The 25450-nt window shown below is 73.3% G+C and carries 28 protein-coding genes; 20 read left to right on the forward strand and 8 right to left on the reverse strand.

Annotation, left to right across the window (positions count from 1 at the left end; genetic code table 11):
* Window positions 1-31: 31 nt before the first annotated feature.
* From EV378_RS16755 to EV378_RS16770, 4 genes are read left to right on the forward strand one after another with little or no spacing between them, the layout of a single operon-like run.
* Window positions 32-982 carry a helix-turn-helix transcriptional regulator gene (locus tag EV378_RS16755; protein ID WP_132426342.1) on the forward strand — a complete coding sequence of 317 codons (951 nt, stop codon included), beginning with the start codon at window positions 32-34 and terminating at the stop codon, window positions 980-982.
* The gene (locus tag EV378_RS16760; RefSeq protein ID WP_132426346.1) at window positions 979-2211 is read left to right on the forward strand and encodes an acyl-CoA dehydrogenase family protein; all 1233 of its coding nucleotides are present in this window, start codon (window positions 979-981) and stop codon (window positions 2209-2211) included. The genes EV378_RS16755 and EV378_RS16760 overlap by 4 nt, the downstream gene beginning before the upstream one ends.
* An 11-nt stretch (window positions 2212-2222) precedes the next feature.
* The gene (locus tag EV378_RS16765; protein ID WP_243653505.1) at window positions 2223-2720 is read left to right on the forward strand and encodes an adenylyltransferase/cytidyltransferase family protein; all 498 of its coding nucleotides are present in this window, start codon (window positions 2223-2225) and stop codon (window positions 2718-2720) included.
* Complete coding sequence (locus EV378_RS16770; protein WP_132426352.1) at window positions 2717-4039, forward strand: BPG-independent phosphoglycerate mutase family protein; 1323 nt, start codon at window positions 2717-2719, stop codon at window positions 4037-4039. The genes EV378_RS16765 and EV378_RS16770 overlap by 4 nt, the downstream gene beginning before the upstream one ends.
* Before the next feature lies 1 nt (window position 4040).
* Here EV378_RS16770 and EV378_RS16775 read toward each other — a convergent pair whose 3' ends face one another.
* The 3 genes from EV378_RS16775 to EV378_RS16785 all read right to left on the reverse strand — a co-directional run bounded on the left by EV378_RS16775 (window position 4041) and on the right by EV378_RS16785 (window position 5943).
* The gene (locus EV378_RS16775) at window positions 4041-4235 is read right to left on the reverse strand and encodes a hypothetical protein (RefSeq protein WP_132426355.1); all 195 of its coding nucleotides are present in this window, start codon (window positions 4233-4235) and stop codon (window positions 4041-4043) included.
* 53 nt (window positions 4236-4288) lie between these two features.
* Complete coding sequence (locus EV378_RS16780; protein ID WP_132426358.1) at window positions 4289-4765, reverse strand: hypothetical protein; 477 nt, start codon at window positions 4763-4765, stop codon at window positions 4289-4291.
* 62 nt (window positions 4766-4827) lie between these two features.
* Complete coding sequence (locus EV378_RS16785) at window positions 4828-5943, reverse strand: dihydrofolate reductase family protein (RefSeq protein WP_132426361.1); 1116 nt, start codon at window positions 5941-5943, stop codon at window positions 4828-4830.
* Window positions 5944-5950: 7 nt separating this feature from the next.
* On the opposite strand from EV378_RS16785, the gene EV378_RS16790 reads away from it, so the two are divergent.
* Window positions 5951-6334: an ester cyclase gene (locus EV378_RS16790; RefSeq protein ID WP_132426364.1), complete on the forward strand. Its 384-nt coding sequence runs from the start codon at window positions 5951-5953 to the stop codon at window positions 6332-6334.
* A 4-nt stretch (window positions 6335-6338) separates the two neighbouring features.
* Here EV378_RS16790 and EV378_RS16795 read toward each other — a convergent pair whose 3' ends face one another.
* On the reverse strand, window positions 6339-6749 hold the full coding sequence (locus EV378_RS16795; RefSeq protein WP_132426367.1) for a MarR family winged helix-turn-helix transcriptional regulator: 411 nt from the start codon (window positions 6747-6749) through the stop codon (window positions 6339-6341).
* 70 nt (window positions 6750-6819) lie between these two features.
* Between EV378_RS16795 and EV378_RS16800 the strand changes: the two genes are divergently transcribed.
* Entirely contained in the window at window positions 6820-7770 is a 951-nt protein-coding gene (locus EV378_RS16800; protein WP_132426370.1) for a quinone oxidoreductase family protein, read from the forward strand.
* A 3-nt stretch (window positions 7771-7773) separates the two neighbouring features.
* Here EV378_RS16800 and EV378_RS16805 read toward each other — a convergent pair whose 3' ends face one another.
* Window positions 7774-8820 carry a substrate-binding domain-containing protein gene (locus EV378_RS16805; protein WP_243653506.1) on the reverse strand — a complete coding sequence of 349 codons (1047 nt, stop codon included), beginning with the start codon at window positions 8818-8820 and terminating at the stop codon, window positions 7774-7776.
* A 183-nt stretch (window positions 8821-9003) separates the two neighbouring features.
* Between EV378_RS16805 and EV378_RS16810 the strand changes: the two genes are divergently transcribed.
* From EV378_RS16810 to EV378_RS16825, 4 genes are read left to right on the forward strand one after another with little or no spacing between them, the layout of a single operon-like run.
* Complete coding sequence (locus tag EV378_RS16810) at window positions 9004-9750, forward strand: IclR family transcriptional regulator (protein WP_132426373.1); 747 nt, start codon at window positions 9004-9006, stop codon at window positions 9748-9750.
* Between the two features lie 49 nt (window positions 9751-9799).
* The gene (locus EV378_RS16815; RefSeq protein WP_132426375.1) at window positions 9800-10744 is read left to right on the forward strand and encodes a PDR/VanB family oxidoreductase; all 945 of its coding nucleotides are present in this window, start codon (window positions 9800-9802) and stop codon (window positions 10742-10744) included.
* Between the two features lie 5 nt (window positions 10745-10749).
* On the forward strand, window positions 10750-11937 hold the full coding sequence (locus tag EV378_RS16820) for a cytochrome P450 (protein ID WP_132426378.1): 1188 nt from the start codon (window positions 10750-10752) through the stop codon (window positions 11935-11937).
* Window positions 11938-11941: 4 nt separating this feature from the next.
* Window positions 11942-13486, forward strand: a complete 1545-nt coding sequence (locus tag EV378_RS16825; RefSeq protein ID WP_132426382.1) for an acetolactate synthase large subunit — start codon at window positions 11942-11944, stop codon at window positions 13484-13486.
* Here EV378_RS16825 and EV378_RS16830 read toward each other — a convergent pair.
* The 3 genes from EV378_RS16830 to EV378_RS16840 are packed head-to-tail and all read right to left on the reverse strand — an operon-like array spanning window position 13483 to window position 15778.
* Window positions 13483-14418 carry a DODA-type extradiol aromatic ring-opening family dioxygenase gene (locus EV378_RS16830; RefSeq protein ID WP_132426385.1) on the reverse strand — a complete coding sequence of 312 codons (936 nt, stop codon included), beginning with the start codon at window positions 14416-14418 and terminating at the stop codon, window positions 13483-13485. The two genes, EV378_RS16825 and EV378_RS16830, sit on opposite strands and share 4 nt — an antisense overlap.
* Window positions 14415-15290 (reverse strand): alpha/beta fold hydrolase, encoded by an 876-nt coding sequence (locus EV378_RS16835; protein WP_132426388.1) that lies wholly within the window; start codon window positions 15288-15290, stop codon window positions 14415-14417. Before EV378_RS16835 ends, EV378_RS16830 begins: the two co-directional genes overlap by 4 nt.
* Window positions 15287-15778: a cupin domain-containing protein gene (locus EV378_RS16840; protein WP_243653507.1), complete on the reverse strand. Its 492-nt coding sequence runs from the start codon at window positions 15776-15778 to the stop codon at window positions 15287-15289. The genes EV378_RS16835 and EV378_RS16840 overlap by 4 nt, the downstream gene beginning before the upstream one ends.
* Before the next feature lie 152 nt (window positions 15779-15930).
* Between EV378_RS16840 and EV378_RS16845 the strand changes: the two genes are divergently transcribed.
* From EV378_RS16845 to EV378_RS16890, 10 genes are all read left to right on the forward strand, one after another.
* Window positions 15931-16383 (forward strand): cupin domain-containing protein, encoded by a 453-nt coding sequence (locus EV378_RS16845; RefSeq protein WP_132426391.1) that lies wholly within the window; start codon window positions 15931-15933, stop codon window positions 16381-16383.
* A 5-nt stretch (window positions 16384-16388) separates the two neighbouring features.
* Window positions 16389-17870, forward strand: a complete 1482-nt coding sequence (locus EV378_RS16850; protein WP_132426394.1) for a flavin-containing monooxygenase — start codon at window positions 16389-16391, stop codon at window positions 17868-17870.
* Window positions 17867-18646: an IclR family transcriptional regulator gene (locus tag EV378_RS16855; RefSeq protein WP_132426397.1), complete on the forward strand. Its 780-nt coding sequence runs from the start codon at window positions 17867-17869 to the stop codon at window positions 18644-18646. The genes EV378_RS16850 and EV378_RS16855 overlap by 4 nt, the downstream gene beginning before the upstream one ends.
* A gap of 12 nt (window positions 18647-18658) precedes the next feature.
* The gene (locus tag EV378_RS16860) at window positions 18659-19444 is read left to right on the forward strand and encodes a methyltransferase domain-containing protein (protein ID WP_132426400.1); all 786 of its coding nucleotides are present in this window, start codon (window positions 18659-18661) and stop codon (window positions 19442-19444) included.
* Entirely contained in the window at window positions 19441-19812 is a 372-nt protein-coding gene (locus EV378_RS16865) for a hypothetical protein (protein ID WP_132426403.1), read from the forward strand. Before EV378_RS16860 ends, EV378_RS16865 begins: the two co-directional genes overlap by 4 nt.
* A 185-nt stretch (window positions 19813-19997) precedes the next feature.
* Window positions 19998-20933, forward strand: coding sequence for a hypothetical protein (locus EV378_RS16870; RefSeq protein WP_132426406.1), 936 nt, complete (start codon window positions 19998-20000; stop codon window positions 20931-20933).
* Window positions 20930-22378 (forward strand): hypothetical protein, encoded by a 1449-nt coding sequence (locus EV378_RS16875; protein ID WP_132426409.1) that lies wholly within the window; start codon window positions 20930-20932, stop codon window positions 22376-22378. The genes EV378_RS16870 and EV378_RS16875 overlap by 4 nt, the downstream gene beginning before the upstream one ends.
* 145 nt (window positions 22379-22523) lie before the next feature.
* Entirely contained in the window at window positions 22524-23813 is a 1290-nt protein-coding gene (locus tag EV378_RS16880; RefSeq protein WP_132426412.1) for an HNH endonuclease, read from the forward strand.
* Window positions 23814-23833: 20 nt separating this feature from the next.
* Window positions 23834-24979 (forward strand): enoyl-CoA hydratase/isomerase family protein, encoded by a 1146-nt coding sequence (locus EV378_RS16885; protein WP_132426415.1) that lies wholly within the window; start codon window positions 23834-23836, stop codon window positions 24977-24979.
* Window positions 24966-25448 carry a PaaI family thioesterase gene (locus tag EV378_RS16890; RefSeq protein WP_243653508.1) on the forward strand — a complete coding sequence of 161 codons (483 nt, stop codon included), beginning with the start codon at window positions 24966-24968 and terminating at the stop codon, window positions 25446-25448. The genes EV378_RS16885 and EV378_RS16890 overlap by 14 nt, the downstream gene beginning before the upstream one ends.
* The last annotated feature ends 2 nt before the right edge of the window (window positions 25449-25450 follow it).

Here is a 25450-nt window from a genome sequence, read left to right on the forward strand (position 1 = left end):
TCTGAGCACTTTTCCTGGCATTCTTCGACGCGTGCGTGCGGACCGGTTGGTGGCGATCCTGTTGCTGATCCAGGCGCGCGGGCAGGTGACCGCCGCCGAGGTCGCGGCCGAGAACGAGGTGTCGACGTCCACCGCCCGCCGCGACCTGGAGGCGCTGTCCGCGTCCGGCGTCCCGGTCTACCCCCAGCCGGGCCGCGGCGGCGGGTGGACGCTCGTCGGCGGCGCTCGCACCGACCTCAGTGGACTGACCGCACCGGAGGCGCGGGCACTGTTCCTGCTCGCCGGTCCGGCCGCGACGGCGGACCCGCCGGTCCGCTCCGCGCTGCGCAAGCTCGTCCGGGCGCTGCCGGAGACGTTCCGAGCAGGCGCCGAGGCTGCGGCCGACGCCGTCGTCGTCGACCCGGCGCGATGGGGTGCGCGCGGACCCGACGCGGGCGGCCCGGCCGGGGCGCTGCAGGAGGCCGTCGTCGCCCGCCGCCGGATCACGATGGGCTACGCCGACCGGCGCGGGAACGCGACCGAGCGGCTCGTCGACCCGTGGGGTCTCGTCGACAAGGACGGCACCTGGTACCTCGTGGCCGGTACGGCGGACGGGCGGCGGACGTTCCGCCTGGACCGGATCACCTCCGTCGACCCGACCGACGTGCCGTCCGAGCGGCCCGACGGCTTCGATCTCCGGCAGGCGTGGGACCAGGTCGTCGACGACGTGGAACGCCGCCGCTCCACGGTCACGGCCACCGTTCGGGTCGCGGCGCGGTTCGTGCCGGTGCTGCGCGACCACTTCGGACGGCACGCGACCGTGCTCGGTGGTGGCGACGGCGACCCGGTCCGGCTACGGGTCGCGGCCCACTCCGCGGTGTCGATCGCCGAGCAGCTCGCCGGATGGGGCGCACGCGTGACCGTCGAGGAGCCGGACGCCGTGCGCGACGAGCTCGCCCGGATCGGCGCGGAGCTGGTCGCGTCGAGTAGGAAGGACCCATGAGCAGCCCGCTTGGCCCCTCCGACAGGGTCGTCGACTACACGACCCGGTTCGCCACGTTCCTCGCCGACGAGGTCGCGCCGATCGAGGAGGCGCTGGCGGCGAGATCCGTCGGCACGCCGTGGCAGCCGGTGCTCGACGAGGCCGGGCGGATGCACCCCGAGGTCTGGGAGGCCCGACGCGAGGTGCAGCGCCGCTCCGCCGCGGCCGGGCTGTTCAACCCGCACATCTCGTCCGATGTGGGCGGTGGCGGCTTCTCCCGGGTGGAGATGCAGCACGTCGAGGAGTTCGTCTACTCAAGCTCCGGGCTCGGTCTCGGGCTCGCGGCGCTGGCCTGGACGGAGAACGCCAGCCCGGCCATCGAGCGCTGTTCGCCCGAGGCGCGCGAGCGGTTCCTGCAGCCGCTGCTGGACGGGACGATCACCGGCGCGTTCTGCAACACCGAGCCGTCGGTCGGCACCGACGTGCTGGCGATGGACACGCACGCCCGCCGCGACGGGTCGGACTGGCTGGTGTCCGGCACGAAGGCGTGGATCACGAACTCGCACTTCGCGGACGTCCTGCAGGTCACGGCCGTCACCGACCCGGGAGCCGGGACGCGCTCGCTGTCCATGTTCCTGATCGACGCCGGGGACAAGGGCTTCACCCGCGGCCGGGACATCCCGACGATGCTCGGCGACGGGCTGACCGGCGAGCTCCACTTCGACGAGGTCCGGGTGCCCGCCGAGCACGTCGTCGGCGAGCCGGGCGACGGGTTCGGGCTGGCCATGTCGTGGATCAACTGGCGGCGGATGTGCCGCGGCGGCATGTGCGCCGGCTGGGGCTCGTGGCTGCGCGACCGCGCCGTCGCCCGCGCGAAGAAGCGACACTCCGGCGGGAAGCCGATCGCCGAGCTGCAGGCCGTGCAGCACCTGCTCGCCGACATCGACACCGACGTCTACACGGCCCGCGCGATGTCCCTGCAGGCACAGTCCGAACTGGACGCTCTCGGGCCGTTCGCGCAGCCGCTGCACCCGGACGCGCCGCGGCTGATCAGCATGATCAAGGTCGTGAACGACGAGTCGTTCTTCCGCGTCGCGGACAACGCGCTGCAGGTGCACGGCGGCACGGGGCTGCTGCAGGGCAGCCCGGAGGAGAAGCTGTTCCGCCTGGCGCGCAACCTGAAGATCCCGGCCGGCACGGTGGAGATCCAGCGCAACGCGATCGCCCGCGGCGTCCTGCGCCCGGCATGACGCTCGCGTGCGTGACCGGGCGGTTCCAGCCGGTGCACGTCCAGCACATGGAGCTGTTCGGGACCGCCCTGCGGGAGGCCGACCACCTGATCGTCGCCGTCACGAACCCTGACCACTCGGCCCGGCACGAGGAGTCCACGTCGGACCATCGGCACACCGACGGGGCGAACCCGTTCGTCTACTTCGAACGGCTCCGGCTCCTGGAGGCGGCGCTGGACGGCGCCGGGTTCGCGGGCCGCGCGTCGGTCGTGCCGTTCGACCTGACCCGGCCGCACGTGTGGCCGGAGTACGTGCCGCTGCACGCGCGTCAGTTCGTCAGGGTCTACGACGCGTGGGAGCGCGAGAAGGCCGACCGGCTCGCCGGCGCCGGCTACACGGTCACGGTTCTCGACGGCGACCCGGACTCCCGGGTGTCCGCATCGGACATCCGCGCCGCGCTGGCGTCCGGCACCGGCTGGGAGGCGTTCGTCCCACCGGCGACCGTGCCGCTCCTGCGCGAGCTCCGATGAGACCCGCCGGGCACGGCGAGACCCAACCGCGCCTCGACGACGACCGCCTGCCCGTCGTGCTCGTCGTGCTGGACGGGCTCGGGGACCGGCCGATCCCGGAGCTGGACGGACGCACGCCGTCCGAGGCGGCGCGGACGCCGAACCTGGACGCGTTGGCCGCGAACGGCTGCACCGGCTGGCACCTGCCGTTCGGCTGGGGCCCCGCGCCCGCGTCGGAGCTCGCGCACTGGGCGATGTTCGGCTACGACGGCGTCCCGTTCCCCGGCCGCGCCGTGCTGGAGGCGCTCGGCGCCGGGCTCGCGGTGCCCGGGGACACGGCCGTCACGCACGCCGCGCTGCGCACGTCGGAACCCGACGGGGACAAGCTGTGGATCACCGGACGGGCCGGGCGCGGCGACGAGGAGGACGCCGCCGCGCTGTTCGCCGAGCTCGACCCGGTCGACGCGACGCTGCTCCCGCTCGGGGCCCGCGGCGAGGCGCTGCTGACGGCTCCCGGCTGCCGCAGCGGCGCGGTCACCGACTCCGACCCGTTCTTCGAGACGGTCCACCCGTGGCTGCGCCCCGTCCCCACGGCACCCGAGGGCGGGGCGTTCGCCGCGCTGCTCGGACGGCTGCTCCCGGCGGTGCGCGGGCGGCTGCTCGCCTCCCCGGTGAACGAGCGCCGTCGCGCCGACGGCCTGCCTGCGCTGGACGTGCTGACCACGAAGTGGTCCGGCAGCCGCGGCCGGATCCCGCCGTTCGCCGAGCGCAACGGCGTCGCGGGCGCCGCCGTCACGAGCACGCGGCTCTACCGCGGCATCGCCGCCGCGCTCGACATAGCGTCGACCCATCTGTCCCCTGTGGACGACCATGGCGCCGACATGGCCGCCCGCCTGGACGCGGCCCGCGAGCTGATCGCGGACGGCGCCCGGTTCGTCCACGTGCACACGAAGGCGACCGACGAGGCCGGGCACACGAAGGACTCGTTCGCGAAGCGGGACGTGCTGGAAGCGCTCGACCCCGGCCTGGCCGGGCTCGCCGAGCTGAGCCGGGACGCCGTCGTCGCGGTGACCGGGGACCACGCCACCCCGTCCACGCACGGAGTGATGCACGCCGGGGAACCGACCCCGCTCGCCGTCGCCGGTCCGACCGTCCGCGCCGACGACGTGACGGCGTTCGGCGAACGACCGGCCGCGGCAGGCTGGTACGGACGGGTCCGCGCGGCCGAGCTGCTGCCGCTGCTGTTCGGGCACGCGAACCGCGCCGTGTTCCTCGGACACCGCATCACCCGGGATCCGGTCCCCGCGCTGGCGGACGACCCGGAACCGTTGCCGCCGTGACTCAGGGCGGTTCCGAGCCGGATCCCGGCGCCTGCTCGTCGCCGGCGTCGGCGTCCTGCTCGAACGCGGGCGGGCCGTCCTCCTGCTCGTCGCGCGTCTGGTCGGCGCGCTTGCCGAGCACCTTCTCCTCCAGCGCGTCGAGCGTCTCGTCGAGACCGTCGTCCGGCTCGCGGCTCTCGCCCGTCGGCTCGGTCATGGGGTCTCCCTGCGTCGTGCCACCGTCGCCGACGGTACCCGCGCCGCGGCGGGTCAGCCGTTCGACGACGTCGCGCACGTGATCACGCGCGACGCGGCGGGACCCGCGGGATCGGAGCCGTAGGCGGCCCTGGCGTCCGGCAGGCCGGACGAGAGGCGGTGGGCGGACTCGTTCAGCCACGCGTACCCGGACCCGCCGTACACCCAGACCGGGTCCGTCGCACGCAACGACCCCTTTCCGTCGCCGACCGCCGCGGACAGGTACTGCAGCCCGTCGTCGTCGACGACGAACTGGCGCGACGAGAACGCGTCGCTCTTGCGGGCCAGGTGGGCGGACAGCGCGGCGAACAATGTCGGCTGTGCGTTCGTACACGTCAGCGCGTCCTGGCTCTGCACGGCCGGGCGGCGCTGGTCGGGACGGTCGTCCCCGGCGAACCTGTCCCACGCGAGCACGCCGAGACCCACGACGGCCACCGCGACGACGGTGACCAGCCCGGACAGGATGCCCCTCACCCAGGGGCCGGCGGTCATGCCCCCGACAGTAGCCAGATCCGACCAACATCGCCGGACACGGCGTTACGGACAGATCAACATCACTGAGTCAGGTGGGTGTTCGGCCTCCGGGCAAGGGGCGCAAGCGATGGGAGCTCGACGACCGTCACGCCGGCCTCCTCGAGGATCTCCGCGCCACGGCCCTCGACGAACGTGGACGGCTCGCGCCACGCCGTCACCACCCGTCCGATCCCGGCGTCGAGGATGTGCCGCGCGCACGTGACCGGCCGCGACGCGCGGGCGCCGCACGGTTCCAGCGAGCTGTAGATCGTGGCCGTGGCCAGGCGGGGGTCGGAGGGGTCCAGCCCGGCCAGCGCGACCTCCTCCGCGTGGTCGGCCGGCGAACCGGCACGGGAGAACCCGGTGGCCAGCACCTCGCCGTCGGCCGCCACGACGACGGCGCCGACGGAGAACGCGGTCTCCGACGGCGGGCAGCGCTCCGCGAGGTCACAGGCGGCGGCCAGCCACCGGTGGTCCGGGTCGCCGATCCGGTAGTGCAGCAGCACGAGGTCGCCCATCGGACGTGCCCGGACCAGGGTCATCGGGCTGCCCGGCCCCTGCGGGAAGGCACCCGGTCCGACGAACCGGGGGGCGGCCTCGTCGCCGACGAGGAACGGCGCGACGACGACCTGGATCTCGTCGACCAGCCCGGCCGACAGCAGTGCCGTGTGGACCGCGCCGCCGCCCTCGACCATCAGCCGGGCCACGCCGCGGGACGCGAGGTCCTCCAGCACGGCGCCGAGCCCGTCGGCGGCCGCGACCTCGACGCCCAGCCGGTCCCGGACGGCGGCGACGGATCCCGGCGACGCGTAGACCAGCGTGTCCGCACCCGCCGTCGTGAACAGCGCGGACGACGGGTCCAGGTCACCGGACGTCGTGAGCACCACCCGCAGCGGGCTCGACGTGTGCCCCGCGCGCTCCCGCGCGGCCCTGCGCTCCGCCGACCGGACGAGCAGGCGCGGGTCGTCCGCGCGGACCGTGCCCGCCCCGACGAGGATCGCGTCGGACGCGGCGCGGACGCCGTCGACGCGGTCGAGGTCGGCGGCGTCGGAGAGCACCAGTCGCGACGACGACGCGTCGTCCAGCCGGCCGTCCAGCGACATCGCCGCGGAGAGGAGTACGTGCGGGCGCACGCCGACGACCCTACGGCGGACCATGGGCACCATGGACGAGGAGCGGATCTACCAGCGCTACCTGGACACGCTGAACGAGCGCCGGTTCGACGATCTCGGGCAGTTCGTGCACGACCGTCTCGTCTACAACGACGAGGACTGGACGCTCGGGCGGTACGTGGGCCGGCTCGTCGACGACGTCGCGGTCATCCCGGACCTGCGCTACGACGCCGAACTCGTCGTGACCGGTCCGGACCGGATCGCCGCACGGCTGCGCTTCGACTGCTCGCCCCGCGGGACGTTCCTCGGCGTCGAGACCGACGGCAGGCGCGTCGCGTTCGCCGAGCACGTGTTCTACCGCCTGCACGACGGCCGGATCGACCGCGTGTGGTCGCTGATCGACGTCGAAGCCGTGCGCAGGCAGTCGGACAGCTGACGGGTCAGCCGCCGAGCGTCCGCTCGAGCAGCGCCTGCAGGCGCCGACGCTCCGCCGGCGCGAGCCGCTCCAGCACCGGCGACAGCGCAGCCAGGATCTCGGCGTACAGCCGGTTGGCGAGCTCGTGCCCCTCCGGGGTCAGGAACACCTCGACGACGCGGCGGTCCGTCCCGGTGGGCGCGCGCTGCACGAGCCCGCGCCGCGCGGCGCGGTCCACCAGCCCGGACAGCGACGACCGGTCCAGACCCAGGTGGTCGGCCAGCGCGGTCATGCGCGGGCGGCGGTCACGCAGGATCGCCAGCACCCGGAGCTGGGTCAGCGACAGGTCGTGCGCCGTCCCGACCTTCGTGAGCACCGCGGTGACCGCGAACGAGCTCTGCACGAGCGCGTCGACCAGCCCGTCGTCGTCCGGCACGGCGTCTCCCTTTTGATTGGTAATCCCCAGTAGTACTGTTGGGATCACCAACTATATCCTGGAGGGTCCGATGAAGGCAGCGGTGGTGACCGCGTTCGACGTCGCTCCGGTGTACACCGAGTTCCCGGAGCCGGTGGCGACCGGTCCGCACGACATCGTGGTCGACGTCGTCGCGGCCGGCCTGCACCCTCGGGTGCGGTCGCAGGCCGACGGATCGCACTACACGTCGACCGACGAGTTGCCGCTCGTCCCGGGCGTCGACGGAGTCGGCCGCGACCCGGACGGGCGGCTGCGCTACTTCGTGCTCGACGGGACGGTGTCCGGATCGATGGCCGAGCGGACGGTCGTCGACGCCCGCCGCAGCGTCGTGCTGCCGGACGGCGTGGGCGGACCGGACCCGGTCGCCGTCGCGGCCGCGATGAACCCGGCGATGTCCTCCTGGGTCGCGCTGCGCAGGAGGATCGGGTTCCGGGCCGGGCAGGACGTGCTGGTGCTCGGCGCCACCGGCAACGCGGGACGCACGGCCGTGCAGGTGGCCCGTCGTCTCGGCGCAGGCCGGATCGTCGCCGCAGGCCGCAATGCCGACCTGTTGGCCGGCCTGCCGGCGCTCGGCGCCACGGCGACCACGACGCTGGACGCGGGCGGGCTCGGAGCGGCCGCGGCGGACGTCGACGTCGTGCTGGACTACGTCTGGGGCGAGCCGACGGCGGCCGCGATGGCCGCCGTCGTCACCGCCCGCGCGGACCGGTCCCGGCCGCTGACGTGGGTCGAGATCGGGTCCGTGGCCGGACCCACGGCCGCGATCGGATCGGCCGCACTGCGCGCCGCCCGGCTGGAGATCGTCGGCAGCGGGCAGGGGTCCGTCCCCACCGGCGACATCGTGGCGGAGCTGGCCGCGCTCGCCGGGGAGATCGGGACCGGGACGTTCGCCGTCGACGCCGCCGCGGTGCCGCTCAGCGATGTCGAACGCGCGTGGGGAAAGTCCGTCCACACGGGACGGCGGATCGTCATGACGCCCTGACCGTCAGAGTGACGCGAGGACGTCGAGCCCGACACCGTCGGCCGTGGCCATGTAGATCTGCTGCCGGGTCGCCGGGCCGTCGATCCGCACGTGCCCACGCGGCCCATGGTAGTCCGAGCACCGCGCGAGCTCGGTGACCCGTTGCGCGTCCACCGTCCCGGCCGAGTGCACCAGGCACGCCAGCAGCCGGATCCCTTCGTAGCAGGACTCCCCCGGCGCACCGAGCGCCGGAGCCTCCGGGCCGAACCGCCGCGCGTAGCGGGCGCCGAAGCCGAGTCCCTCCGCCGTCGGCAGCGCCTCGAACCACCCGGCCGCGGTGAACACGTCGGTCGACGCCGCAGGGCCGAGGTCGCGCAGCATGCTCTCGTCCATCAGCGGGGAGAACCGCGCGCAGCGCTCCTCGAGGCCGCGTTCGGCGAACTGCCGGTTGAACCGCACGGAGTCGTGGCCGACGAGCATCATCAGCACGCCGTCCGACCCGCTGTCGGAGATCCGGTCGAGGACCGGGCCGAAGTCGCGCGTGCCGAGACCCACGAAGTCGGCCTCGCCGATGGTCGGGCCGGCGCGGTCGTCGTCGACGAGTGCCCGCACGGTCGCGGTCGACCTGCGGGGCCAGACGTAGTCGTTGCCGACGACGAACCAGTCGCGGACGCCGATCTCCTCGGACATCCACCGCAGGCCGGGATGGAGCTGGATCTCCGGCGTCTCGCCGATCGTGATCACGCCGGGCGTCGTCTCGCCGCCCTCGTAGAGCGCCGTGTAGACGTACGGGACGCGGGCACGCAGGCGCGGTGCGAGACGCTGCCGGACGGCCGACAGGTGCCAGCCGACGACGGCGTCGATCTCCCCGTTCCCGACGAGCCGTTCCACCTCGCACGCGACCCGCTCCGGCCCGCGCCCGCCGTCGACGATCCGCAGCCGGACCGGCTCGGCCAGGACGCCGGAGCCCTCGTTCAGCTCCTCGGCCGCGAGCCGCGCGCAGAGGACGCAGGACGGCCCGTACACCGCCTCCGGACCGGAGAGCGGCACGACGAGGCCCACGGTGAACACTGGGCTGGAACCTCGGGTGGTGCCCGGTTCATTCCGCTATTCTCATGCGGGCACGCGCATCAGTCGTCGCAACGAGGAGGCGCACCGTGCTCGCACCAGAAGCGGACTGCAGCTGCGGACCGAACTGTTCCTGCGGCTGCCAGCAGGGTGGTCCCTGCCGGTGCGGGGGGTCGAAGGACTGACGTGACCGGCCCGGCCCCCGGGGAGTCCGTCCTCGGCAGGGTCGTCCGGATCCTCGCGGTCTTCGAGCCGGACCGGCCGGAGGTGGCGGTCACCGCCATCGCCCGGTCGTCGGGCCTGCACGTCGCGACCGCGTCCCGGCTGGTCGCCCAGCTCGTCGAACACGGCCTGCTGGAGCGCACCGAGAGCGGACGCGTCCGCGTCGGGATGCGCCTGTGGGAGCTGGGCCAGCGCGCCTCGCCGACGCTGACGCTGCGCGAGGCGGCGATGCCGTTCCTGGAGGACCTGCACGCTGCCGTCGGGCACCACGTGCAGCTCGGTGTGCTCGACCGGACCGAGGTCATCTTCACCGAGCGCCTGTCCGCGCCGGGAGCGGTGGTCAACTACACGCGGATCGCCGGACGGCTGCCGCTGCACGCGTCGTCGTCAGGGCTCGTGCTGCTCGCACACGCACCGGCCGAGCTGCAGGAGCGGATCCTCGCCCGGCCGCTCGAGCGGTTCACCGACCGCACCGTCGCCGACCCGGGAGAGCTGCGACGGCTGCTGGCCCGCGTCCGGCGCGAGGGTGCCGTGGTCACGCCGGGGTTCATCCACCCGGACGCGACCGGGGTCGCCGTCCCGGTGCGCGACGGGGCGGGCGACGTCGTGGCCGCGGTGGCCACGATCCAGCCGACCGACGGCACGGCGGGCGCTCTCGTCCCGGCGCTGCGTGCGGCCGCGCACGGCATCCACCGGTTGCTGTCTCGCTGAGTGAGAACGCTGTTCTCCGACGACCGCGCGGGTCGCATGCTCGTGCACCATGTCCGACCGCGCCGCCACCGTCGTCGTCGCCACCCGCCGCGACGAGGCACGCGACGTCGTGTCGCTGGAGCTGGTCGCCCGGGACGGCGGCCGCCTGCCGGACTGGGAGCCGGGCGCGCACGTCGACGTCGTGCTGCCGGACGGCTCCACCCGTCAGTACTCGTTGTGCGGGGACCGCTGGGACGCCCACCGCTACCGGATCGGCGTGCTGCGCGAGCCGGACGGCCGCGGTGGCTCGGCCTACGTGCACGACCGGCTCACCGAGGGCGACACCGTCGGCCTCGGCGGGCCGCGCAACAACTTCCCGCTGGTCCCGGCGGAGCGCTACCTGTTCGTGGCCGGCGGGATCGGCGTCACCCCGATCCTGCCGATGATCCGCACCGCGGAGCAGACGGGCGCCGAATGGCACCTGCTCTACGGCGGCCGCACGCGGGCGTCGATGGCGTTCCGCGACGAGCTCGCCCGCCACGGCGACCGGGTGCGTCTCGTGCCGCAGGACGAGCACGGGCTGCTCGACCTGGCCGGGTTCCTCGGCGAGCCGCGCGCCGACACCCGCGCCTACGCCTGCGGGCCGCCTCCGATGCTGGCCGCGCTGGCGGACGTGACGGCGCGGTGGCCTGCGCACACGGTGCGGACCGAGCGGTTCGTCGCCACGGAGACGCCGCCGGTACGGGACGCACCGTTCGACGTCGAGCTCGCCCGGCGCGGCGCCACGGTCACCGTCACGCCGGACCGCACCGTGCTGCAGGCCGTCGCAGACGTCGGGGTCGACGTGCTGTCGTCGTGCCGCAAGGGCGTGTGCGGCACCTGCGAGACCGGGGTGCTCGACGGCGACCCGGACCACCGCGACTCGATCCTCGACGACGACGAGCGCGACACCGCCGACTCCATGTTCATCTGCGTGTCCCGCGCCCGCGGCGACCGCCTCGTGCTGGACCTGTAGGGACGATGACCCTCACCGAGACCGACCCTTTCTGCACCGACGTCCTCACCGACCCGGTCCCGTTCCACGAACGCCTGCGCGCCGCCGGGCCGGTCGTGCGGCTCCACCGCTACGACGTGCTCGCCCTGTCCCACTACGAGCACGTGCACGCCGCGCTCGTGGACTGGCAGACGTTCCGCTCCGGGGCCGGGGTGGGGCTGTCGCACTTCGGCCGGGAGGAGCCGTGGCGGCCGCCGTCGCTGCTGCTGGAGACGGACCCGCCCGGCCACGACGCGCCGCGCCGGGTGCTGTCCACGATCCTCGGCCCGCGCGCTCTCCGGTCGCTGCGGGAGCGCTGGGCCGCCGACGCGGAGCTCCTCGTGGACGAGGTGCTGGCCCGCGGACCCGAGTTCGACGCCGTCGCCGCGATCGGCGAGACGTTCCCGCTGCGGGTGTTCCCGGACGCGGTCGGACTGCCGGTGCAGGGCCGGGAGAACCTGCTCCCGTACGGGAACATGCTGTTCAACGCGTTCGGCCCGCACAACGAGCTGGTCGACGCCGTGCTGCCGCGGATGCCGGAGCTCTCGGCATGGGTGAACTCCCGCTGTACCCGCGAGTCGCTCGCGCCGGACGGGTTCGGCGCGGACATCTGGGCGGCCGCCGACCGCGGCGACATCACGCCCGAGCAGGCCCCGCTCGTCGTGCGCTCGCTGCTGTCCGCGGGTGTGGACACGACCGTCACCGGGATCTCCGCCGTGCTCTACGCGTTCGCCACGCACCCGGACCAGTGGGCGCGGCTGCGGGAGCACCCGGAGCTGGCCCGTGTGGCGTTCGACGAGGCGGTGCGCTGGGAGTCGCCGGTGCAGACGTTCTTCCGGACGACGACGCGCGCGGTCGAGATCGCCGGCGTGCGGATCCCGGCCGAGCAGAAGGTGCTGATGTTCCTCGGCTCGGCGAACCGCGACCCGGCCCGATGGGGCGACGACGCCGATCGGTTCGACCTGGCACGCGACCCGTCCGGGCACGTCGGGTTCGGGATGGGCATGCACCAGTGCGTCGGCCAGCACGTCGCGCGGCTGGAGGCCGAGTCCGTGCTGCGCGCACTCGCCGCCCGGGTGGAGACGATCGAGCTCGCCGGGACCCCCGTGCGCCGGCCGAACAACACGATGCGGGCATGGGAGTCGATGCCGGTCCGGGTGCGTCCCGCATCCTGATCCCATGAACGGTGCGCGGTCGCTGCTGTCCGGTCTCGTCGGCGCGGGTGTCGACGTGTGTTTCATGAATCCCGGGACGTCGGAGATGCACTTCGTGCAGGCACTCGACGCCGTGCCGGACATGCGCGGCGTGCTGGCGCTGTTCGAGGGCGTCGCGACGGGTGCGGCCGACGGGTACGCGCGGATCACCGGCCGCCCGGCGGCCGTCCTGCTGCACCTGGGCCCTGGCCTCGCCAACGGCACGGCGAACCTGCACAACGCGCGCCGGGCGCACTCGCCGGTGCTGTGCGTCGTCGGTGCGCACGCGACCGACCACGTCCGCCACGACGCGCCGCTGCAGTCCGACATCGACGCGATCGCCCGCGGCGCTTCCGGATGGGTGCACACGAGCGGGACGACCCGGGCGCTGGCGTCCGACGCGATGCGCGCGGTCGAGGCGACCGGTCGCGGCGGCGGTCAGGTGGCGACGCTCGTCCTGCCCGCGGACGTGTCCTGGTCGGACGGTGGGCGGGTCGCCCCGCCGCGACCGTTCCCTGTCCCGTCCCCCGTATCGATCGAGGCGCTCGACTCGGTGGCCGCGTCGGTCGGAGAGGGGACGGTGCTCCTGCTCGGCGGCGACGCGCTCTCCGAACGTGGCCTGCGCGCGGCGAGCCGGATCTCCCGGGCGACCGGCACCCGGCTCGTCGCGGAACGGTTCGCGGCGCGGATGGAGTCCGGCGCGGGCGTGCCGACGGTCGACCGGCTCGCCTACCTCGCCGAGCAGGTCCGCCCTCAGCTCGCAGGCGCGACGACGCTGGTACTGGCCGGGGCCCCGTCGCCGGTCGCCTTCTTCGCCTACCCCGGTGTGGAGAGCGATCTCGTGCCCGACGGGTGCGCCGTGCTGGAGCTGGCCGACGCGGCTCAGGACGTGGTCGGCGCGCTGGAGGCGCTGGCCGGGCGCCTGGCGTCCGATGTGGATCCGGACCTCGCTCCACTCTCTCCGGTGGACCCCGAGCCGGGCCCGTTGTCCGTCCGGTCGCTGGGCGCGGCGATCGCCGTGACGCTGCCGGAGAACGCGATCGTGGTCGACGAGTCGATCACCTCGGGCGGCGGGCTGAAGGCGCTGACGACGGCGCCGCGGCACTCCCTGCTGACGCTGACCGGTGGTGCGATCGGGCAGGGCCTGCCGGTCGCGACCGGCGCGGCCGTCGCGGCGCCGGACCGGCCGGTCGTGACCGTCGAGGCGGACGGCAGCGCGCTCTACACGATCCAGGCACTGTGGACACAGGCGCGCGAGCAGCTGGACGTGACGACCGTCGTCGTGAACAACGCGGCCTACGCGATCCTGCGCGGCGAGCTCGCCCGCACCGGAGCGGGCGGGGCCGACGAGCGCGCGCAGCGGATGCTCGACCTGACCGATCCGACGACCGACTTCACGGCGGTCAGCCGCGGCCTCGGCGTGCCCGCCGAGCGCGCGACGACGTCCGAGGAGCTCGTCGCGGCGCTGCGGAAGGCGCACGCCGAGCCCGGGCCGCACCTGATCGAGGCGATCGTGCCGCCGGTCGCCTAGGGCACAGGGAACGTCGTCGCGGCGGCCATCCCGGTGATCCACTCCGGGACGGGTTCGTAGCCGGTCCACCGCAGCGGTTCCCGCACCGCGGCCATGCCGGCGAGCCAGGTGCGGATCTCCTGCCCGCCGCTGCCCGCGGCCTCCTCGATGCCGTCGTGCCCGAGCGCGACGACCGGGTCCAGGTCGCCCGCGGAGAGCCGATCCAGGAACCAGCGGTCCCAGTCGGCGTTCACCCGGGCGTCGGCGTTCCCGGCCATCGCGCGCACCCGCGGCTCGCGGGCCGCGGAGAACGCGACGACGTCGGCGCGGCCGTGGATCAGCGTGTCCCGCTTCGCGTCGTCGACGGCCGGGTCACGCGGGTCGTTCGACGGCAGCCAGTGCGACAACCCGCCGCTGGCCACGACGAGGACCCGCCCCGCCGCCGTCGCGGACCCGATGGCGCGGCCGATCGCCTCCCCGAGCGCGACACACCGGGCCGGCGACGGCAACGGCGGAGCCGCCGTGTTCACGACGATCGGGACCACCGGCACGTCGAAGCCGCCGGTGGTCATCTCGTAGCTCTGCACGATGCCGTGGTCGACGGTCAGCGAGTAGGACAGCGCGAGGTCGAACCCGTCGTCGGAGATCGCGTCGTGGAGCTGCCAGGCCAGGTCGGAGGCGACCGGCAGGTCCCCCGGCGTACTGCCGTAGTCGCCGAACCCGACGGCCTTCTCGACACCGATCGTGAACGGCGGCATCAGGTCGTAGAACGCACCGTGGAAGTGGTCCGGCCCGATCACGACGACGGCGTCCGGCTCGAGCCGGGCGACCGCGTCGCACACCCGGGAGGCGTGGTTCAGGAACCGCCCTCCCGGTGCGTCGGCCGACTCCGGCGGCAGCAGCGTCGCGAACGGCGAGTGGGACATGCCGACGAAGCCGGCGATCGCACTCATGCCCCGGCCCCGAGGAACGCCTGGTGCGCGGCGAGGTAGTGCGTCGCCTGCTCCCACTGTGGCCAGTGCCCGGCGTCGGAGATCACGTGCAGCCGCGAGTCCGGGATCCAGTCCAGCAGCATCTGGGCCTCGTCGAGCCCTCCGGTCGGGTCGTGGTCGGTCCAGAGCAGCAGCGTCGGCGAGGCGATCCGGCCCACCCACGACGGGTCCCAGCTGTACGGCCTGCGGATCACCGGGTCCTGCAGGACGAGGATGTTGTCGACGGCGCGGCGGAAGCCCGGACGGCTGTAGACGCCGCGGCGCAGGTCCACCAGCTCGTCGGTGACCTGGGACTTGTCGTGGAACAGCCACTCGACGCGGGGACGCACGTTCTCCTCGCTCGGGTCGGCGACAGCGCGGGTCGTGGACTCCTTCAGCCGGGCCATCACCTCCGGCTTGTTCGCGATGTTGCCCGGCGTGTTCAGCACGAGCCGGTCGACGCGACCCGGGTGGTGCGCCGCCGTCCACGCCGCGACCCAGCCGCCGAGCGACTCGCCGGACAGGTGCGCGACGCCGATCCCGAGCACGTCCAGCAGTCCCACCAGGTGCTCGGACAGCACGTCGATCGTGAACGGCGTGTCCGGCAGGTCCGACCAGCCGTGGCCGACCATGTCGTAGGCCGTGACCCGGAACGAGCGGGCCAGGCCCCCGATGTTGCGCGCGTACGCCTCGAGATGCCCGCCGGTCCCGTGCAGCAGGACGAGGTCGGGCCCGGCCCCGGCCTGCAGCACCCGGGTCCGGACACCCCCGACGTCGACGTGGCGCAGCTCGTGGTCGACGTCGGCGAGCTCGCCCCAGATGCTGACGTGCGCGGTCGCGGTGCTGGTGGTCATGTGGGGTCCCCTCCGAAACGGGCGCGTGCCTCTGCGATGTCGACGAGACCGGCGCTCTGGCGGCGGTTGACGCCGAGCAGCCCGAGCAGCCGCGAGTTCTCGATGGTCAGGAACTCCACCGGCTGGTCGGCGGAGTCGTTCCAGTGGCGGTGCCAGGTCCAGGGCGGCGTGTAGACGAGGCTGCCGGTCGTCCAGGTGACCTCGTCGTCCTCGATCTCGCTGCGCCCGTCGCCGGCCAGCACCATGTGGACGGTCTCGTGGTGGTGGCGCTGCATGTCCGAGCTCCCGCCCGGCGGGATCGTCTGGCGGAACAGCTCGAACGTCGCCGTCGGGAGATCGCCGGCCACGGACAGCGCGCTCGGGTTGTGCACCTCGCCGATCGGCAACGGCTGCATGTCCGCGGCGTGCACCACCAGCGGCCGTCCGCGCCCCGGCGTCACGGTGTCGGTCAGGCCCGCGAGGAACGTCCCCATGTCGAATCCGCTCACACCGCCGAGTCTGCGGACGCAGCGATGGCGGGCACGAGCACCTGTCCCGGTCAGCGGGACACGTGTTTGGAACCGCCCGGCGCGCTGCCGAACAGTGGTCCGCGACACACCACACCCGAAGGAGGCGCACAGTGACGCTCGGTGGCGGTTACATGCTCCCCTCACGCGAGGGGAAGTCGATCGGGGCCCTCGGTCTGGGCATCACCACGAAGACCGACGGGGACTCCACGCGCGACGCGTACTCGCTGTTCGAGTACGCGATCCCGGCCGGCCGCAGCGGCCCGCCCCCGCACATCCACCACCGCGAGGACGAGTCGTTCATCTGCCTGTCCGGAAAGCTCGACGTGATGCTCGGCGGCGAGAACTTCACCATCTCCCACGGCGACTACATCTACCTCCCGCGGGACGTGAAGCACACGTTCGGCAACCCGTACGACGAGGAGGCGCGGGTCATCTCGGTCGTCTCCCCCGCAGGTCTGGAGCGGTACTACGAGGCGCTCTCGGCGCTGCCGCCCGGCCCGCCGGACATCCCCACCATCAAGACGATCATGGCCGACTTCGGGATCGAGCTGCTCGGTCCGCCGCCCGCCCCGAGCGGGGGCTGAGCGCCGTGCGCGTCGGCATCGTCGGGGCCGGGGTCGCCGGCCTGTGCACAGCGAAGATCCTCTCCGGGCTCGGGCACGAGGTTGTCGTCCTCGACCGCACACCGGACGTCGGGGGCGTCTGGAGCCGCACCCGTCGGTACCCGGGGCTGTCCACGCAGAGCGTGCGGGACACGTACGCGTTCTCGGACTTCCCGATGCCCGCCGACTACCCGGAGTGGCCGTCCGGCGAGCAGGTGCAGGCGTACCTGGAGTCCTACGTCCGGCATTTCGGACTGGAGCCGCTGCTGCGGCTGGGTACCGAGGTGCGTTCCGCGGAGCAGGACGGCGACGGGTGGCGTCTCGCCCTGCGGTCCGTGGACTCCGGCGAGGAGTCCGTCGAGACGGTCGACCACCTCGTCGTCGCGAACGGGGTGTTCTGCGAGCCGAACATGCCGGCCCTGCCCGGGCGTGACGAGTTCGCCGCGGCCGGTGGGCGCTTCCTCGCCGCGGGCGACTTCCACGACGTCGAGGACGCGCGCGGCAAGCACGTCGTGGTGATCGGGTACGGCAAGACGGCCTGCGACGTGGCGGTGGCTGCCTCGGAGACGGCCGAGAGCACGTCGGTGATCGCCCGGACGCTCGTGTGGAAGGTGCCGCGGCACGTCGCGGGCGTGCTGAACTTCAAACACCTGCTGCTCACCCGCCTCGGCGAGTCGCTGTTCCGCTACGCGCGGCTGCGCGGGTTCGAGAAGTTCCTGCACGGTCCGGCGCGCGCCGTACCCGGACGGATCCTCGACTCGCTCGGCCCCGTGTCGGCCCGCCAGTTCACGCTCGCCGATCTGGACCTCGTCCCGCCCGGCGCGTTCCGGGACATCGTGCGCGGCGCGATCGGGCTGTCCACCGACGGCTTCTACGACCGGGTCGCGGCCGGCGACATCACCGTCCGGCGGGAGCGGACCGTCGCGCGGCTGCTGGAGAAGGACGGGCACCCGCACGCCGAGCTGGACGACGGGTCCGTGGTGCGCGCCGACCTGCTGGTCGCCGCGACCGGCTACACGCAGGGCGTGCCGTTCCTGGACGACCTCACCCAGGCCCGGATCCGCGACGAGCGCGGCAACTTCCTGCTCTACCGCCAGATCCACCCCGTCGACGTGGGGCATCTGTCGTTCGCCGGGTACAACTCGTCGTTCTTCAGCCCGTTGAACGCCGAGATGGCCGCGATCTGGATCGCCGCGCAGCTCGACGGGCACCTCGCGCTGCCCGATGCTGACGTCATGCGCGCCCGCATCGCCGAGCAGCTCGCGTTCATGGACGACGCGGTCAGCGGCCACCACTGCCACAACACGAAGATCATCCCGTTCTCGCTGCACAACGTGGACGAGGTGCTCGACGACCTGGACCTCGACATCGGTCGCGGCGCGCGCTTCAAGCAGTGGCTGAACCCGATCGACCCGCGTGCCTACGCGCACGTCGCGACCCGCATGGCGGAGCGGACGGCACGAGGATGAGCCATGAGGCCCGCTTGCTCACCGCCGTCCCGGAGTCCGACGGCGCCGGCTCGCTGGAGCGGGCCAGCGCCATCCTCGCCGCGTTCGACGACGAGCACCGCGAGCTCTCGCTGGCCGGGCTCGTGCGCCGCACCGGGCTCGCCCGGTCCACGACGCACCGGCTCGCGACCCGGATGGTGGCGCTCGGCTGGCTGGAGAAGCCGGACGACCGCTACCGGGTCGGGACGAGCATGCTCAAGCTGTCCGGCCTGGTGCCGCTGCGCCACCGGCTGCGCGAGGCGGTCCTGCCGTTCATGCAGGACCTGCACGAGGCGACCCGCAGCACGGTGCAGCTCGGCGTGCTCGACGGCCCCGACGTCCTGATCGTGGAGAAGATCGCCGGGCACCGGCGGATGCCGATGCTGTCCCAGGTGGGCGGCACGGTCCCGGCGTACTGCTCCAGCCTCGGGCGCTCGATCCTGGCGTACTCGGACGCCGCCGTCGTGGACGCGACGCTGGCCGCGCCGATGCCGGCGCGCACGGCCCGGACGCTCACCTCGCCGGACGCCGTGCGCCGCGAGCTGGTCCTCGTCGCCGACCGCGGGTACGCCGTCGAGCTGGAGGAGGGCAACGTCGGGATGAACTGCATCGGTGCACCCGTGTTCGGGCCGCTCGGGGACGTGGCGGCGGCGATGTCGGTGACCGGGCCCGCGGACATCGTCCGTTCCGAGCGGTTCGGGCTGGCGGTGCGTATGGCCGCGGCCGCGGCGTCGCGGGCGTACTCGCGCTGGAAGTAGCACCATCGGCTCGTGGCCTACCTGCTCGACAACCAGCAGACGCAGGCCGGCATCCGGTTCCGGGCGCTGGCCGAGCTGTTCGACCCGCCGACGTTCCGGCGTCTCGACGCGCTCGGCGTGGGTGCGGGATGGCGGTGCTGGGAGGTCGGCGCGGGCGGTCGGGGCGTGCCGGACGGGCTGGTCGCCCGGGTCGGCTCCTCCGGCTTCGTCCTGGCCACGGACATCGACACGTCCTGGCTGGGCTCGTCGTCGGGTCCGCTGCAGGTACTGGAGCACGACGTCGGGACCTCGCCGGCCCCCGTCGTGGATCTCGATCTGGTGCACGCCCGTCTCGTGCTCACCCACGTCCCCGAGCGCGACGCGGCACTGGCCACGATGGTGTCCTCGCTGCGTCCGGGCGGGTGGCTCGTCGTCGAGGAGGCCGACCCCGGGCTGCAGCCGCTGCTGTGTCCCGACGAGTACGGGCCGGAGCAGGAGCTGGCGAACCGGCTGCGGCGCGGGTTCCGGGAGCTGATGTCCGGGCGGGCCGCCGACCTGGCCTACGGCCGCACGCTGCCACGGCGGCTCCGGGACCACGGCCTCGTCGACGTCGGCTCCGAGGGGTTCTTCCCGATCACCGGCGACGCGTGCACGACGCTGGAGGTGGCGACCGTCGAACAGATCCGCGGTCGGCTCGTCGGAGGCGGCATCGCGACCGACGCCGAGGTCGACGACCACCTGGCGAACGTCGCCGCCGGGCGCCTCCCCGACCTCGCGACCTCCCCGATGATCACCGCCTGGGGCAGGATCGCGTCATGACCGGACCACGGGTGCTCGTCATCGGCGTCGATCCCCGCCGCTACGCCGACCGGTGGGACCCGACGCCGATCCTGGACGCGCTGGAGCGCGGCGACCGGCGCTTCGAGGAGTACGGGATCTCGCACCGCACCGCGCTCGTGCATCCCGGCGACGACGACGCGATCGAGACGATCGTGTCGTTGCTGGAGTCCGAGCCGTGGGCGGTCGTGGTGATCGGCGGCGGGGTGCGCAACGGCGAGGGCCTGCTCGAGTACTTCGAGCTGCTGATCAACCGCGTCCGGGAGCACGCTCCGCAGGCCGCGATCGCGTTCAACGCCACTCCGGAGGACTGCGCTGACGCCGCCCGTCGCTGGCTCCCCGTCACCTGAGGTGCGGCCGCAGGAACAGTTCGACGCCCTGGCCGAGGGTGCGCGCATCGCGTCCGAGCGGCTCTGGGGGGTGTGACGCTCCGTTTCGTCCGTTCTGTGGATGCGCCCGCCTGATCTGCAACACCGCCGTTCGGCCTACCGATAGAGGGTCGATCGGCGGGACGAGCAGAACAGGACGTGGGTCGGTGGGCATCTCCTTCGTGGATGCGGTGCGGCTGAGCAGGTCGAACCGGGCGCAGCACGAGCAGATCCGGGAACGGCACGCCGCATTGTCGGAGCGTGTCGAGGACGAGCACGCGGCGCAGGAACAGTGTCGCCGCGAGGTCTACGACACGGCGCTCGTCCCGTTCCGGGACACGTTCGCGCGCCTGAAGAACATCGAACTGGCCGAGCTCGCCGCGATCGTCGCGCCCGACTCCGCCGAGCTGCCGGACGTCGAGCTGCCGACTGTGCGCCCGAAGGCCGTCGGCGGCATCGCCGCGACGGCAGGTGGCGTGACCGTCGGCGCGGGTGCCGGGACAGCGGCGTTCACCGGCGTCGGCGCGTTCGCGGCGGCGTCGACCGGCACCCCGATCGCCTCGCTGTCCGGGGCGGCCGCGACGAACGCGACACTCGCGTGGCTCGGCGGCGGTTCGCTCGCCGCCGGTGGTGGCGGTGTCGCCGCGGGGACGCTCGTGCTGACCGGTGTCGTCGGTCTGCCGATCCTGCTCGCCGGCGGTGGCTACCTCGTCTGGGAGGGGCGGCGCACGCTGCGTAGGCAGAAGGCGACGGCCACGACGCTGACCGAGATCGACGCCGAGCTCGCCCACGACGAGCTGTGCTGGGCCGGGATGATCGAGCGCATGCGGGAGATGCGCACGGTCCTCGGCGACCTGGGGGAGCGCATCCGGACCCGGCTGGAGCCGTTCGTCGGACTCGTCGATCGGAACGCCGACTACGACACCTCCTCGCCCGGCGAGAAGGCCTCCGTCGCGACGCTCGTCCGGCTCGCGACGACGACGGTGACCGTCATGTCGACCCCGCATGCGGACGAGGACCGTGTGGTCACGGACCGGTCCGCCGACGTCGTCCGGGACGCACGGGTGCTGCTTGCCGACCTCGACGAGAAGTGGGCGGCATGACGACCGACTCCGATCGCCGACGGTGGTGCCCGGGTGATGCGGTGCTGTCCGGTGTCGTCGACACTGCGACCCGCAAGCTCGCCGAGCAGACCGAGGAGGCGTTCCGAACGCGAACGGCTGCCGCCTGCATCGCGAAGTGGAACGTGCTCGACCAGCAGCGCGCCGGGCATCTCTTAGAGCTGTGGCACAAGCATTCGTTCAACATCGACGCGATCGGCAAGGGCGCGTCCATCCGAGCGGTGCGGACCGCGTGCGTCGGTGAGCACGCCGCCGCCGCGGACATCCGGCTCGTCGACGGGGACCGCATCGAGGCCGAGATCCAGGCCAAGCTCTACGGCCGGGCGACGGAGACAGCCCGCGCTCTCGCGCAGCCCAAGTACGCGGGGATGCAGCGTCTGGTCGCCGAGGACAAGCTGGCGGACGTCGACAGCGTGCTCGACAAGGCACTCGGCCGGGACGCCGACGGGATCTACCAGGCTGACTACACCGACACGGCCGCCCATCTGACCGACACGGTGACCCACGGCGACGTGCGCAGCTCCCCGGTGTCGTCAGGCGAGATGATCGACGCCGCCAAGGATGCGAAGGGCTGGGGCAACCGCCTCGCCAGCGGTGCCGCGGCACGCCAGATCGGGAGCGCCGCGTTGGGCGGCGCTGCACTCGGCGGGGCACTGTCCGGCGCCGTCGAGACGGTCGCGCAGGTCGCGAAGGTCCGGGCGGGCGAGACGAGCGCCGCGGCGGCGGCCGCGACGGCGGCTGGTGCCGCCGCCCGGGGAGCGGCCCGGTCGGGCACGCTCGCCAGTCTCGGCACGGCCGCTAAGGTCGCCATGACTGCCGGAGGAGTTCCGAAGGCGGTCACAGGTGGTGGCCTCCCCTGCGCCGTGGCGTCCGCGGTGTTCGGGGTGGCCGAAGCCGGGATCGCGCTGGCGCGGGGCGAGGTCGATGCGGCAGAGTTCGCTGCGCGCAGCGGCGAGTCGACGTTCCAGGCCGGGCTCGCGTGGGCGGGCGGGGCCATCGGCCAGACCGTGCTCCCGGTCCCGGTCCTCGGCGCGCTGGTCGGCGGGTTCGTCGGACAGGTCGCCGCGACGCTCATCGTGCAGGGGCTGCAGTACGCCCTCAGCGCCGCGATCGGCGAGGGCGCCGACGAGGAACGGATCACCCTCCTCGAGGCCGAGACCCGCGCCGCGATCGACACCGCCGCCGTGCTCGGGGAGGCCGAGCGCGTCCTCGGCGACGCCTACGACGTGTGCATCGCCCGGACGGCCGTTCCCGCGGTCGACGACGTACTGCTGACCACCCTGCGCGACGGCCCCGATCAGGGACTGCTCGTGTTGACCGACCTCGGCCGCCGTGTATACGGCGTCCCGCTGTTCCTCACCGCCGAGGAGTTCGACGACTGGATGACCGACCCGCTGACGTCGTTGACGCTGGACCCGAACCGGTAGCGACCACACTACTCACGTTCGCCAGTGCACGGCTGGCACTCGATCTCGGGGACGTCGATGCGGCTGACCCCGCGGGCCCACCCGGCAAGGCATGTGATCTGCCGATTCCCTGGTTCTCGAACGTATGTTCTAGTACGATGGAAGCATGACCACCGCCGCCGAGCACCCGGCCATCGAGCCGGGACGCGCCCCGCGCGATCTCGTGGCGTGCGCTCCGCGGCTGATACGAGCCTCGATCGAGAACCTGGCCGGCATCACCCCCGACGGAGTGGAGCGGGCCGAGCTGATCGATGGGATCGCGGAGCTCGAGGCCGCGATCGCCACCGCCCAGGCGGCTCAGGCCGCATGGATCCGGACGTTCGCCCGCGCCGAGGCCGCCCACCAGCTCGAACGCGGCGGCCTCACCGAACCCGAGAAGATCCAGCGGACGATCGCCGCCCAGGTCGGACTCGCCTGCCGCGTGTCACCCACCGAGGGGCGCACCCGGGTGCGCGTCGCCCGGGACCTGCACGACGGCCTCGACCACGTCCGTGCGCTGTCCCACGCCGGGGAACTCTCCGCGCAGAAGATCCGCGCAATCGCCTCCGAGGTGTCGCATCTCGATCCCGCCGAACGCTCCGAAGTGGACCGGCTCTTGCACACCCAAGGCGTCACCGGGCGCGACGGGCGCGGCGTCGGGAAACTGCGCGACCTCACCAGACGACTCGCTGCTCAGGTCGCGCCTGGGAAGTTCCGGGCCCGCTGCGCCGCCGCCCGCACCGGACGCCGCGTCACCCTGCGCCCCGCGGCCGACGGGATGACCGATCTGACCGCGCACCTGTCCGCCGAGCAGGGCGCAGCCTGCCTGGCCGCCCTGCACAAAGCGTTCACCAAGGTCTCCATCGACCCCGCACCACTGACCCGCTCGCGTGGTCAGGTCATGGCCGACACCCTGGTCGAACGCCTCACCGGACAGGCCACCGCGAACGACGTCAACGTCGACGTGCAGATCGTCGTCCCGATCGAAGCCCTCATCGACCCCGACAGCCCCTTGCCGGCGGAGATCCCCGGATGCGGACCCGTCCCCGCCGACCTGATCACCACCACCACCGGCAGAAAGGTGTGGCGACGGCTGCTCACCGCGGCCGGGATCGTGATCGGCGGCGACTCCCGGCGCCGGCACTTCTCCGGGTTCCTCGCCGAACTCGTCCGGGCCCGGGACCGGTGGCGGTGCACCGAGGCCTACTGCGACGCGCCCGCCCGCGAGATCGACCACATCATCCGAGCCGCCGACGGCGGCCCCACCGACTTCGACCACGGCCGCGGGGCGTGCCAGTTCCACAACCTGCTCCGCGAACTCCCCGACTGGACCGTCGAACGCGTCGACGAGGGCGTGCTGACCACCACCCCGACCGGACACACCCACCTCTACCGACTCCCGCGACCCAACCTGTGAACCGGTGGGAGCATCGGCGCGTGGCCAGGTCTCAGGTGACGGAGCAGACGAAGATCGTCCGGGTCGAGATCGTGCTGGCCGACGTCGACCCGGTGGTCCGGCGGGTGGTCGAGGTACCGGGCGGGCTAGGCGAGTGTCGCGGCCCGGACGCCGAAGCGGTCGGCCGGCGCAACTCCGGCTGCTGCCTGGCCGAGTACCTCGACCAGGCGATCGCGCCCTACGCGTACCGCCCGCTCGACGACGGTGACACGCTCCGGCTCGGCGAGACCGAATGGCAGGTCGTCCGCACCCCCGCGTCGGCGGACCACTCGGATGTCGATCCCCTGTCGCTCACCCAGCCGTGGCCCCGCGACTGGCCCGCAGCGGACGGACGGGAGAATGCTTCGGTGAGCTGGACGATCGAACGGCACGACCGCATCGCCGTCGTCACCATGACCACGAACGCGGTCAACGCGCAGAACCGGCAGTTCTTCGCCGACCTGCACGACGCGTTCGACCGTCTCGAGGCCGAGCACCCGGACTCCCCGGTCGTGCTCACCGGCCAGGGCCAGCGCTTCTCGGCGGGGCTCGACCTCGCCGAGCACTTCCCGCTGTTCGCCGGCCCGATCGAGGGCGTGCGGGACTGGTTCGCCGAGTACCGCGCCACGAACATGCGCCTGTTCACCTACCCGCGACCGACGGTCGCCGCCGTCAACGGGCACGCGTTCGCCGGTGGTCTGATCACAGCCGCCGTCTGCGACCGGCGCGTCTGTGTCGAGACCGGCGCCCGGTTCGCGCTGAACGAGGTCCCGATCGGCATCCCGATGCCCGCGGTGTACGTGCGGATGCTGCGCTACGCGTGGGGCGAGCGCGTGGCGGCCCAGATGTCGCTGTACGGCGAGATGATCGACCAGGACCGGGCGCGCGAGCTCGGGATGGTCGACGAGCTCGTCCCCGGCGACGACGTGCTGGCCCGGGCGATCGCGATCGCCGACTCGATCCCGGCGGATACGCTCGAGCAGTACGCGTTCACCAAGCGCGCGGCACAGGCGTCCGCGCTGCGCGACATCGCGGACCTGGCCGACCCGCTCGACCAGGAGCTGCCCGGCTGGTTCACCACCGACGACGCCCGGCACGCGCACCGCCGCTACTGGCGCCAGCTCAAGGGCACCGATGCCACCTGGTGACGAGACCGTGTTCGCCCCGCACAGCTCGGGGTGCATGGGGTGCGGCCCGGACAACCCGGCCGGGCTGCGGATGGCGGTCCGGCGCGACGGCGATGACGTCGTCACCGACATCGTGTTCGACGAGCGTCAGGCCGGTGCGCCGGGGCTGGCGCACGGTGGGGCGGTCGCGGCCGCGTGCGACGACCTGTTCGGCTTCGTCCTCTACCTCGCCCGCACGCCCGCGGTCACGAAGACGCTGCAGGTCGAGTACTTCTCGCCGGTCCCGCTCGGCGCGGCGCACCGGATCCGCGGCCGCCTCGTCGAGCGCGACGGCCGCAAGCTGCACATGAGAGCCGAGGGCAGCGCCGACGACGGCACGGTCCGGTTCACGGCGACGGCGCTGTTCGTGCAGGTCCCGCGCTCGCACTTCGAGGCGTTCGGCACGTTCGAGGATCACCCGGGCCTGACCCGGCTGGAGGCGGGCGACTGACG

It is taken from the genome of Pseudonocardia endophytica (assembly GCF_004339565.1).
Lineage (GTDB): Bacteria > Actinomycetota > Actinomycetes > Mycobacteriales > Pseudonocardiaceae > Pseudonocardia > Pseudonocardia endophytica.

What these genes read in the sequence shown, in the direction of transcription:
- EV378_RS16760 (WP_132426346.1), top strand. Translation starts at nt 979, where the DNA reads ATGAGCAGCCCGCTTGGCCCCTCCGACAGGGTCGTCGACTACACGACC.
- EV378_RS16770 (WP_132426352.1), top strand. Translation starts at nt 2,717, where the DNA reads ATGAGACCCGCCGGGCACGGCGAGACCCAACCGCGCCTCGACGACGAC.
- EV378_RS16775 (WP_132426355.1), bottom strand. Translation starts at nt 4,235, where the DNA reads ATGACCGAGCCGACGGGCGAGAGCCGCGAGCCGGACGACGGTCTCGAC.
- EV378_RS16780 (WP_132426358.1), bottom strand. Translation starts at nt 4,765, where the DNA reads ATGACCGCCGGCCCCTGGGTGAGGGGCATCCTGTCCGGGCTGGTCACC.
- EV378_RS16785 (WP_132426361.1), bottom strand. Translation starts at nt 5,943, where the DNA reads ATGGTCCGCCGTAGGGTCGTCGGCGTGCGCCCGCACGTACTCCTCTCC.
- EV378_RS16790 (WP_132426364.1), top strand. Translation starts at nt 5,951, where the DNA reads ATGGACGAGGAGCGGATCTACCAGCGCTACCTGGACACGCTGAACGAG.
- EV378_RS16800 (WP_132426370.1), top strand. Translation starts at nt 6,820, where the DNA reads ATGAAGGCAGCGGTGGTGACCGCGTTCGACGTCGCTCCGGTGTACACC.
- EV378_RS16815 (WP_132426375.1), top strand. Translation starts at nt 9,800, where the DNA reads ATGTCCGACCGCGCCGCCACCGTCGTCGTCGCCACCCGCCGCGACGAG.
- EV378_RS16820 (WP_132426378.1), top strand. Translation starts at nt 10,750, where the DNA reads ATGACCCTCACCGAGACCGACCCTTTCTGCACCGACGTCCTCACCGAC.
- EV378_RS16825 (WP_132426382.1), top strand. Translation starts at nt 11,942, where the DNA reads ATGAACGGTGCGCGGTCGCTGCTGTCCGGTCTCGTCGGCGCGGGTGTC.
- EV378_RS16830 (WP_132426385.1), bottom strand. Translation starts at nt 14,418, where the DNA reads ATGAGTGCGATCGCCGGCTTCGTCGGCATGTCCCACTCGCCGTTCGCG.
- EV378_RS16835 (WP_132426388.1), bottom strand. Translation starts at nt 15,290, where the DNA reads ATGACCACCAGCACCGCGACCGCGCACGTCAGCATCTGGGGCGAGCTC.
- EV378_RS16845 (WP_132426391.1), top strand. Translation starts at nt 15,931, where the DNA reads ATGCTCCCCTCACGCGAGGGGAAGTCGATCGGGGCCCTCGGTCTGGGC.
- EV378_RS16855 (WP_132426397.1), top strand. Translation starts at nt 17,867, where the DNA reads ATGAGCCATGAGGCCCGCTTGCTCACCGCCGTCCCGGAGTCCGACGGC.
- EV378_RS16865 (WP_132426403.1), top strand. Translation starts at nt 19,441, where the DNA reads ATGACCGGACCACGGGTGCTCGTCATCGGCGTCGATCCCCGCCGCTAC.
- EV378_RS16875 (WP_132426409.1), top strand. Translation starts at nt 20,930, where the DNA reads ATGACGACCGACTCCGATCGCCGACGGTGGTGCCCGGGTGATGCGGTG.
- EV378_RS16880 (WP_132426412.1), top strand. Translation starts at nt 22,524, where the DNA reads ATGACCACCGCCGCCGAGCACCCGGCCATCGAGCCGGGACGCGCCCCG.
- EV378_RS16890 (WP_243653508.1), top strand. Translation starts at nt 24,966, where the DNA reads ATGCCACCTGGTGACGAGACCGTGTTCGCCCCGCACAGCTCGGGGTGC.